Origin of the sequence: Streptomyces sp. UH6, from assembly GCF_013421635.1 — a bacterium.
GTDB classification, from domain to species: domain Bacteria; phylum Actinomycetota; class Actinomycetes; order Streptomycetales; family Streptomycetaceae; genus Streptomyces; species Streptomyces abyssomicinicus.
Genome location: NZ_JACADT010000128.1, coordinates 1 through 9,285, shown reverse-complemented (window position 1 = coordinate 9,285; position 9,285 = coordinate 1). Strand labels below are relative to the sequence as shown.

The 9,285-nt window shown below is 72.1% G+C and carries 8 protein-coding genes; 2 read left to right on the top strand and 6 right to left on the bottom strand.

Annotated elements, in window-relative coordinates:
- Window positions 1–46: 46 nt before the first annotated feature.
- From HW445_RS09930 to HW445_RS09910, 5 genes are all read right to left on the bottom strand, one after another.
- A complete protein-coding gene (locus HW445_RS09930; RefSeq protein ID WP_180220661.1) occupies window positions 47–1,003 on the bottom strand; it encodes an isopenicillin N synthase family oxygenase in 957 nt (318 codons plus the stop codon).
- Between the two features lie 199 nt (window positions 1,004–1,202).
- Window positions 1,203–2,180 carry an SUMF1/EgtB/PvdO family nonheme iron enzyme gene (locus HW445_RS09925; RefSeq protein ID WP_180220660.1) on the bottom strand — a complete coding sequence of 326 codons (978 nt, stop codon included), beginning with the start codon at window positions 2,178–2,180 and terminating at the stop codon, window positions 1,203–1,205.
- The gene (gene ribA / locus HW445_RS09920) at window positions 2,177–2,824 is read right to left on the bottom strand and encodes a GTP cyclohydrolase II (RefSeq protein WP_257230967.1); all 648 of its coding nucleotides are present in this window, start codon (window positions 2,822–2,824) and stop codon (window positions 2,177–2,179) included. Before ribA ends, HW445_RS09925 begins: the two co-directional genes overlap by 4 nt.
- Window positions 2,824–4,698: a WD40 repeat domain-containing protein gene (locus tag HW445_RS09915; RefSeq protein WP_180220659.1), complete on the bottom strand. Its 1,875-nt coding sequence runs from the start codon at window positions 4,696–4,698 to the stop codon at window positions 2,824–2,826. The genes ribA and HW445_RS09915 overlap by 1 nt, the downstream gene beginning before the upstream one ends.
- Before the next feature lie 385 nt (window positions 4,699–5,083).
- Window positions 5,084–5,611 carry a GNAT family N-acetyltransferase gene (locus HW445_RS09910; RefSeq protein WP_180220658.1) on the bottom strand — a complete coding sequence of 176 codons (528 nt, stop codon included), beginning with the start codon at window positions 5,609–5,611 and terminating at the stop codon, window positions 5,084–5,086.
- 72 nt (window positions 5,612–5,683) lie between these two features.
- Here HW445_RS09910 and HW445_RS09905 point away from each other — a divergent pair, with 72 nt between their 5' ends.
- A complete protein-coding gene (locus HW445_RS09905) occupies window positions 5,684–6,277 on the top strand; it encodes a TetR/AcrR family transcriptional regulator (protein ID WP_180220657.1) in 594 nt (197 codons plus the stop codon).
- 163 nt (window positions 6,278–6,440) lie between these two features.
- Here the strand turns inward: HW445_RS09905 and HW445_RS09900 are convergent, their stop codons facing one another.
- Entirely contained in the window at window positions 6,441–8,009 is a 1,569-nt protein-coding gene (locus tag HW445_RS09900; protein WP_180220656.1) for a polysaccharide lyase family 1 protein, read from the bottom strand.
- Window positions 8,010–8,313: 304 nt separating this feature from the next.
- Between HW445_RS09900 and HW445_RS09895 the strand changes: the two genes are divergently transcribed.
- The coding region (locus HW445_RS09895) for a hypothetical protein (protein WP_257230966.1) at window positions 8,314–9,285 on the top strand (972 nt) is incomplete at its 3' end.

Sequence of the window (9,285 nt, the reverse complement as noted above, 5' to 3'; positions counted from 1 at the left end):
GCGGCTCCCCGCTCCGGGCGGGGGCTCGAACACGGCGGGCACGACGTCACCCGGCCTCTCCCGCACCGGGGCCGGTCCGCGTGTCGAGCCGGTTGATGCGGTACATGGTGCGCTCGAAGAGCGCGTCGGCGGTCAGGGTGGGGAAACGCCGGGGCGCGTCCGGCGCGCCCGGCAGCCGCAGCGGCGTCAGCACCGTCCACGGGGTCGGATGACAGAACTGGACGATGGACAGGCGGGGACCCGTCTGCTGGGGATCGGCCACCACGCGGTGGACCGCGGCGCGTGCCAGACCGTCGGTGAGCCGCTCCAGGACCATGCCGACGTTGACGACCGCGTGGCCCTCGGGGGCGTGCACCGGCAACCACTCGCCGTCCCGCCCGAGGACCTGCAGGCCGGGGGAGGTCGCCCGGGGCAGCGCCGTGATCAGGTCGAAGTCCTTGTGCTCCACGGCCCAGGTGTGCGCCTCCGAGGGAGCGTCGCGCATCGGCGGGTACCAGGCGGCGCGGTTGACCACCGGCCCGTCCTCGAGCATCTCCTCGAAGTAGCCCGGGTGGACGTTCAGGGCCTCGCCGAGGACGCCGACCACCCGGAGCTGGAACTCCCGCATGCGGGTGTGGAGTTCGGTCAGCGCCCGGCCGATCCCCGGCACCAGCTCGTCGGGCATGCGGGGGTCCGGGTAGCGGGCGGGGAAGCGGGTGCGCAGCGGATGGCCCGCGGGCAGGGGCGCGCCCCAGTGGAAGAGCTCCTTCCAGTCGGGGGTGCGGCCGGACTTCTCGGCCGTCTCCACGAGCGGCGGGGTGTACCCCGACTGCCCGTTGGTGCCCGTCACCCGGGCGCCCAGCTTCGCCTCCAGGGGCAGCGAGAAGAACTCCTCGAGCAAGCCGTAGCACTCGTCGAGCAGGGCTTCCGGGACGGAGTTGCGCACCAGGAAGAAGCCGTCGCGCAGAGCGCCGCGCACCGTGGCGACGTCCGGCCGTCCCCCGAGGCGCACCTCACGCAGCACGGGGGGCTCCCGCCGGGTCCTCGGGGTCGCCGGCGTCGGTGATGTCGAGCATGCTCATCCGATCTCCTCAACTCTCTTCGAAGGGCGCCGTCCGGGCGTGGTCGGCGGGGACGGCCTGGTCGGCCTGGTCGGCCTGGTCGGCCTGGTCGGCCAGGACGGCCTGGTCGGCGGGGACGCCCGGACGTCGCGGACGTCGCGCTCAGGACGGCCGCTCACCGGTGGCCACACGGAAGCCGACCGGGTAGAGAGGGCCGGGGAAGGCCCCGTGACGGCGCCGGGTGCGTGTCAGGTCGCCGTATCGCGAGAAGCTGCCGCCGCGGGCGACGCGGTAGCGGTCCATGGTCTCGACCAGGTGGTCCTCGATGAACGGCCCCGAGGGGTACGGGGCGTAGTCGTCCGCCACGAACTCCTCGACGTTGCCGCCCATGTCGTGGACCCCGTACGGCGAGACGCCGGCCGGGAAGGCCCCCACCGGGCTGGTGGTGTGGAGGCCGGTCTCCCGGGTGTTGCAGGCGTCGCCGTCGAAGAGCTGCCCCCAGGGGTACTCCCTGCCGTCCTCGCCCTTGGCGGCACGCTCCCATTCGGCCTCGGTGGGCAGCCGCCAGGGGTGCCCGGTCCGTTCGGAGAGCCATCGGGCGTACAGGTCGGCGTCCTCGGGCCGGACGCCGGCGACCGGGTGGTTGGAGCGTTCCCAGGGATACGCGCCGAGGTACCACGTCGTCGGGCGCGCCGGGTGACCCGTGTCGGCCAGGAAGTGCCGGTACTCGCCGTTGGTGACCGGGTAGGTGGCCATCCAGAAGTCGCGCAGGACCACGGTGTGCCGCGGAGTCTCCTTCTCGATCCAGGAGCCGACCACGCCGACGTGCCGCCACCGCTCCACCACACCGTCGACCTCGTCGGGGGACAGCCCCACCGAGGTCTCGCCGCCGGGGACGAGGCGCGTCGCGGGCGACGGCCCCGTCAGCCGGGGATCCCCGGTGGCCGCCAGGATCGCGCCGGCCGCCAGCCGCACCGGAAGGGGCAGGGCGGGGTCCTCCACCTGGGCGGCCAACCGCCTGGGGCAGGCCGTCGCCAGGAGGGCTTCGGCCTGCTCCGGCGACGGATGGAACCGGGGGAGGGCGGCCAGCGCGTCCTGCTCCTTGAAGTGGGGCGATTCCGCCACCTCGCTGAGCTTCATGACAGCGTCTCCGCGACGCTGGCGAGCGTGTGGCCGCCGATCCGCGCCTTGGCGGACAGGTACCGGGCGTTCTCGTCGGTCAGATACACCCCGGTCGGCAGGACCTCGACGACGTCGATGCCGTGTTCGCGCAGCTGGGACGCCTTGTCGGGGTTGTTGGTCAGCAGGCGGATCCGGGTCTGGCCGAGCGCGTGCAGCATCGCCGCCGCGACCCCGTAGCCCCGCTCGTCGGTGCCGCGCCCCAGGAACCGGTTGGCCTCGAAGGTGTCCAGCCCCTGGTCCTGGAGCACGTAGGCGTCGAGCTTGTTGTACAGGCCGATACCCCGCCCCTCCTGCCGCAGGTAGAGGACCGTGCCCCCCTCCTTCTCCATGTGGGTCAGCGCCTCGTCGAGCTGAGGGCCGCAGTCGCAGCGCTCCGAACCGAAGAGGTCACCGGTGAGGCACTCGCTGTGCAGCCGGACCAGGGGAGCGGTGCCGGGCCGGACGGGCAGGACGCACGCCACGTGCTCCCCGTCGTCCGGAAGGCCGGAGAAGGTGACCAGTTCCGTCGACCTGCCGCCCACCCGGGCCATCGTCACCCGCACCCGCGCCCTGACCGTCGCGGTGGTCCCCGTGCCGGCCGGCATCTGCTTCGCGTACGTCATCACTTGTCCCGCCCTTCCGTCTCGGCGGCGCCACGGGCGCCGCGCACCAGGTCCTGGAGGCTCCACGAGGAGCGGATGCGCGGGAGTCCGCCGTCGGCGGAACACGCGACGATGCTGATCCGGCCGTCCCAGCCGGCGACCGCGACCGTGGAGGCGTCGAGCTGCACCATGCAGGAGAGTCCCTGCCCGAAGACGTCGAGGAGGTGCCCGGTGCTGAGGGCGGAGGCGCCGTCGGTCCAGCGGACCGGCCAGACGTACAGCCCGAAGTCGTAGGAGCCCGCGAGGACGAAGGGCGCGTCGGCGGTCCCCAGGACGGCCACGCACTTGACCGATTCGTCGGGACCCAGCAGGGTCTGCAGGGTCTGCACCTGCACCTCCCCGCCCGTCGTGCGGGCCAGTCTGCCGACCTTGACCGTGTGGTCACGGGACGCGCTCGCGGCCACCGTCTCGTCCAGCACGGCCACCGCGTTGACCAGGTTGCCGTGCTCCCACAGGGTGCTGCGGGAGCTGAAGGTGCCGACCGCGACGGTCCGGTCGGTCGCGGCGGAGAGGAACCCGGGACCGGGCAGCGCGGTCAGGGACTTCACCGACCCGCCGTGGGCCTGCGACCGCGCCCGCACCGCCAGGGTGATCGGGTCCAGAGCGATCAACTCGCCGTTGTACGTGCCCGCGAGCAGGCGGCCGCCGTCGAAGCAGAGCGACGGCAGAGGCGCGCCGAGCCCTTCGCTCACGGTCACGGCGCCGTCGTACCGGACCACCTGGCCGGAGTAGGTGCCCGCGTGGACGACGCCGTCGCGTACGGCGAGGGAGAGGATCGGCCCGTCGGTGAGGTCCAGGAGGCGGACCCGCGGCTGCGGCGAGACGCCGGCCGACGACACGACGACCACGGTGCCGGAGTCGCAGCCGATGTACAGCTCGTCGCCGTCGGCGGCCATGGCGTTGGGGCCGTGGGTGGCCGCCAGCGGCCCGGCGATCTCGGCGGTGGAGGCGAAGTCGAGAAGGTGCGGGCTGTTCCAGAAGCTGCCGGCGGCCAGCAGTCCGCCGGCGGCGGAGACCGAGCGCGGCCAGATGCGGGCGTCCTCCACCCGCTGGAGGCGCTCGCCCTCGGCGTCGAAGAAGTGCAGGGCCCCGTCGTAGGCGCCGACGACGAACCGTTCGTCGTCCTGCGACCAGGCCACGCACCGGGCCGCCGAGGTGGACACCTCGACGGTGCGCAGGTGGTCGAGCTTCTTGGTGAGCAGGTCGACGGCACCGTCGTCGCGGGTGACGGCCAGGACCTCCCCGTCCCCCGACCAGGCACAGCCCTCGATGGAGGACTCGTACTTCCGCGAGGAGGGCGCGGAGCCGAAGTCCGGGTCGGTGACGGCGACGAGACCGTCCTCGCCCACGGTGGCGACCAGGCCCTGCGAGCTCACCGACACCATCATGCAGTGCGCCTCGTGGGACCCGACCTCGCTCATGAAGCGGCCGGCGACGGCGTCCCACAGGGTGGCGCGGCCGTCCTCGGAGACGCAGATGATGCGCTCCCCGTCGGGCATCCAGGCGACGGAGTTGATGTCGTCGGTGTGCCTGGCCATGACGTTGACGAGGGAGGCGGGCCCTTCCTCGGACAGGCGCCAGACCGAGACGGTCTTGTCGGCCGAGGCGGTGGCCAGGAGCTGGGGGACGGCGGGGTTCCACGCCGAGGCGTTGACCAGGCGCCGGTGCTTCAGGGTGGCCGTGGGAGTGGGACGGGCGGGGTCGGAGACGTCCCAGACGATGACGGTCCCGTCGTAGGAGCTACTGGCCAGGAGACGGGCGTCGTCCCGTAAGGCGACATGGGTGAGGGGTGCCGCGTGGCCGGATGCGGCGCGCGGCAGGTCGATCACATGCATAGCGACCTCTCATCTCATCGATGTAGGCAAGGGAAGCTGTGGGATCGCACGGGAAACACTCCACACCCTCACCTGCCGCGCTGGAATCTCGATTGCGTTCCTCTCGAGTCTCCGCCGCGTTCTCCTCGAGCCGCCCGTCCGCCCCGGCCGCCGAGGACGGCAGGACGTGCCGCATCCGTGGCCGTCGCCGCCGTACGCATGACGGAAGCCGCAGGTCCGGGCGGTGACGTCCGCTCCGTCCACCCTCCTGGTGCGAACGCCGCGGCGGCCGGTCCCGCCGTGCGTCCGGCCGTCGCCGGACCCGGTCACGGATTTGGCGTCGGCGGGCATGGTGCTGTACGGGGGCAGCCGCGCCCGCCGCGCGCGGCGGTGCGGGGCCGTGGGCTCACTCCGCCCGGGGGCCGTCCGCGAGGTCGAGGGTCCAGGTCTGGCCGACGAGGTCGTGGCCGAAGCCGCGGTGCGGCTGTTCCTCGGTGAGGACGAAACCGAAGTGCTGGTAGATCCGGCGCGCGGAGACCAGGTTGTCGGTGGTCCACAGCGTCACGCGCCGGTGGCCGGCCTCGCGGGCGAACCGCAGGGCCTCCTCGACCAGGCGGGTGCCCATCCCCAGGCCCCGGGCGGCCGGGGTGACCAGCAGGACGCGCAGCTTGGCGACGCCCGGCCGGTCGTCGGCGACCAGCATCACGCACCCCGCGCGCTCACCGTCGACCTCGGCGATCCAGGCGGCGTCCACGGCGGGGGAGTGGTTCGCGGCGTACTCGGCGACGATCGTGGCGACCAGGGTCTCGAAGGCGGAGTTCCAGCCGAACTGCCGCGCGTAGAGCTCGCCGTGGGCCATCAGCATCCAGCCCAGGTCACCGGGACGGTCGGCGCGGCGGATCACGGTCCGCCGCCGGTGGGCTCGCTCCGACATGACGCACGCTCCGGTATCACTCGTCACTCCACGTTACTGACACGAGTGTGTCAGTGCGCTTAGGCTAGAGCCATGCCTCCGAGAACCGCAAACCCGTCCGCGCGTCACACCGAGCTCCTCGAGGCCGCCTACGCGTACGTGCTCGTCCACGGGCTGGCGGATCTGTCACTGCGCCCGCTGGCCGAGGCCGTCGGCTCCAGCACCCGGGTGCTGATGTTCCTGTTCGGCAACAAGGACGGGCTCGTGCGGGCGCTGCTGGCACGGGCCCGCGCCGACGAACTGGGGCTGCTGGCCGAACTGGGCGGCTCCGAACGCCCGGTGGGCCTCGCCGCGGCCGCCGAGCGGGTGTGGGCCTGGCTCGCCGCCGACGAGCACCGTCCGCTCCTGCGCCTGTGGGCCGAGGCGTACGCCCGTTCCCTCGTGGAGCCCGAGGGCGCCTGGGCCGGGTTCGCCAGGAGCACCGTCGACGACTGGACCGACGTCCTGGCCGCCTGTCAGCCGCAGGCGGAGCGGGATTCCGAGGACGGCGCCGTCCGGCGGACCCTCACGCTGGCCGTACTGCGGGGAGCGCTGCTCGACCTGCTCGCCACCGACGACGAGGGGAGACTGACGGCCGCGGTCCACCGGCACCTGGCGTTCCTGCGGTCCGGTCACGGCGACGGGTGACGCCCGCCCGGACCGACTTCCGCCCGGACCACGCGATGTGCCGGCCGCGCCCCGCGAGGGGCACGGCCGGCACGTCGTCCGCCACCGGCCGAGGTCCGGGGGAGGTCCCGGCGCTCCCGGGCCGGAGCGGGTCCGCGGACCTCGGCCGGGGCGGACGCCGGAACTAGCCGGAGTAGGTCTCGAACTCGGCGATCCTGGGCGTGCCCTGGGCGCTGGTGATCTCGAAGGTGATCTTGCTCAGCGAGGTGCGCGGGATGTCGACGGCGCCCGCGGTGGTGCCGGTGGCGAGCACGGCTCCGGTGTCGTGGTTGAGGAGCCTCCAGGACCGGACGGCGCCCACCGCCCCCGTGGCCTCACGGATGTTGACCTTGGCGACGGTCGTGGCCGAGCCCCACTTGACCGAGACGGAGCCGGTGGTGCCGGCCGGCGACCAGTAGGTCGTCAGGCTCCCGTCCCGCACGTTGCCGTAGCTGGTGCCGTCGGCCTTGCTGGACCCGTCGGCGCCGGCGCCGAGGCTGAGGTTGGTCCCGGTGGGCTGGGACGGCGTCGTCGTGGGGGCGGGTGTGGTGGGGGCGGGTGTGGTGGGAGTGGGCGTCGGGCCGGGGGTCTGCGGCGTGCAGTTGCCGTCCGAGACGCGCAGGCCCTTGTTGGCGCCCGCCGTCTGGCTCACCACGCCGGGCACGCAGCTCGCCGCGTCGGGGCTGAAGCCGTACGGGATGCTGACCGTGGTGTTCGACTGCGGGTTCGGCCCCGCCGGGTTGGTGTCGCCGCTGCGGCTCGACCAGGTCACGTTGTCGAAGATGTTGCCGCTGACCTGCCAGTAGCCTGCCGCGTCCGTGTAGAAGGTGCCCAGGACGTCCTTGGAGTCCTCGAAGTAGTTGTTGTCGACCTTGGCGCGGGCGCCGGCACGGGAGTTGATGCCGGACTCGTTCAGGCCCACGTAGTGGTTGTTGTAGATGTGGGCCACGCCGCCCCGCAGCAGCGGCGTCCGGGAGTCGATGTTCTGGTACAGGTTGTGGTGGAAGGTGACGAACCCGTTCGACACGTCGCTCTCGCTGGACCCGATGAGGCCGCCGCGGCCCGAGTTGCGCAGGATGCTGTAGGAGAGCGTCACGTACTGGGTGTTGTCCTTCATGTCGAACAGGCCGTCGTAGCCCTCCGACTCGCCGCCGGAGGCCTCCAGCGTGGTGTGGTCGACCCAGACGTTGCGGACGTCGCTCTCCATGCCGATGGCGTCACCGCCGTTGGAGGTGGGCGAGCCCGACTTCTTCACGTTCCGGACGGTCACGTTCTGGATGATGATGTTGCTGGACTCCCGGATGTGGATGCCCAGTTGGTCGAAGACGGCGCCGCCGCCGACGCCCACGATCGTGACGTTGCTGATCTGCTTGAGCTCGATCACCCCGTCGGCGGTGCTGCAACTGTTCCCCGACACCTTGGCGGTGTTGGCGTGGTTGATCGTCCCCTCGACCTGGATGACGATCGGGGTGCTGCTGCTGGCCCGGTTGCACAGGGCCGTGTGGATCGCGGTGCCCGTCGTGGCCCGGACGGTCTGTCCGCCGGCGCCCCCGGTCGTCCCGCCGTTCTGGGTGGCGAAGCCGGTGGCGCCCGTGGCGGCCGCCGACGCCGTGGGCGTCGCCGCCAGGGGCAGCGACAGGACGCCTGCGGTCGCTGCCGCCACCGCCCCGATGGCCAAGGTCTTGAAGAGTCGTAAACCGACTGCTCGTCCCATCGTCGTTCTCTCTCTCCGGGTGCAGGTGCAGGAACGGACTACCCGTCGTGATGTCTGTCGTGATCATGACAACAGGGTTTGAGAAAGCGCTTTCTCCTCGTGACGATAGGGATCCCTCCGGGGGCTGACAAGGGTTGGCGTTCAGCTGGCTGTCCGGCGTACAGGAGAGTGAACGCGCGCCGAGGGGTGCCCGGGGTGGGTCCAGGGGTGCGGGTCAGGGGGTCCTCGGAAAATAGGTGTACTATGCAATGAAAGTAGTTGCATTTACCAATTAATCTGCCGACCGTCGAAGGGACCGCTCGCCATGACCGCTTCCCCGGCCGCCGCCGTTCCGGACGGGGCTCCCGCGCACGCGGCTCCCCGTACGGGCCGGATCCTCGGCCATGTCGCCCTCCATCTGCTGACCCCGCTGCTGATGTGCCTGGGGATGGGGCTCGCCTACCTGAGCGCCTTCCACGCGCCCGAGCCGAACGGGATGAAGGTGGCCGTCGTCGGGACGGGTGCGCGGGTGCAGGTGCTGGCCCAGACCCTGAAGGACGAAGCCGGTGACGCCCTCGACGTCACGACCGTCGCCACCCGTGACGCCGCCGTGGACCGCCTGATGGACCGCGACCTGGCGGCCGCGTACGTGCCGTCCGCCGGCCACCCGAAACTGCTGGTCGCCAAGGGCAACTCCGACACCACGGCCACCGTCGCCGAGGGCGTCTTCCGGACGGTCGCGGCCGGGCAGGACGCCGTCCTGACGGTGACGGACGTGGCGCCGACCGCCGACGGGGACCCCACCGGACAGGGACTCTTCTTCCTCCTGGTCACCGTCAGCATCGGCTCCTACGCCAGTGTCGCCGCCATCGGCGCCGCCGGTGCGGCCCTGCGGCTGTGGACCCGGGCCGCCGTCGGCCTGGTGACCTCGCTGGTGGTCAGCGTCATCGGCGCCGTCCTGGCGGGCCCGGTGTTCCACGTCGTCGACCACGGCCTCACCGGCGTGTGGGGCATGGCCTGGCTCTACTCGGCGGGCATCGTCGCGATCGGTGTCGGTCTGCACACGTTCCTCAAGCGGTGGACCACGCTGGCGATGATGACGCTCTTCGTGATGCTCAACTTCACCTCCTCGGGAGGCATCTTCCGCCCCGAACTGCAGCACGGCTTCTTCGGGGCGCTGCACGCCTTCTGGAACGGCGCGGGCTTCGTCGAAGGCGTCCGCGACCTCCTGTACTTCCACTCCGGGGCGGACTTCGGCGGCCGCCTCGCCTCGCTCGTCGTCTGGCTGGGCGTCGGT

Bases quoted from the DNA above. Each gene is read 5' to 3' on its own strand.
- HW445_RS09925 (WP_180220660.1), bottom strand. From the start codon at position 2,180: ATGAAGCTCAGCGAGGTGGCGGAATCGCCCCACTTCAAGGAGCAGGAC.
- ribA (WP_257230967.1), bottom strand. From the start codon at position 2,824: ATGACGTACGCGAAGCAGATGCCGGCCGGCACGGGGACCACCGCGACG.
- HW445_RS09915 (WP_180220659.1), bottom strand. From the start codon at position 4,698: ATGCATGTGATCGACCTGCCGCGCGCCGCATCCGGCCACGCGGCACCC.
- HW445_RS09910 (WP_180220658.1), bottom strand. From the start codon at position 5,611: ATGTCGGAGCGAGCCCACCGGCGGCGGACCGTGATCCGCCGCGCCGAC.
- HW445_RS09905 (WP_180220657.1), top strand. From the start codon at position 5,684: ATGCCTCCGAGAACCGCAAACCCGTCCGCGCGTCACACCGAGCTCCTC.
- HW445_RS09900 (WP_180220656.1), bottom strand. From the start codon at position 8,009: ATGGGACGAGCAGTCGGTTTACGACTCTTCAAGACCTTGGCCATCGGG.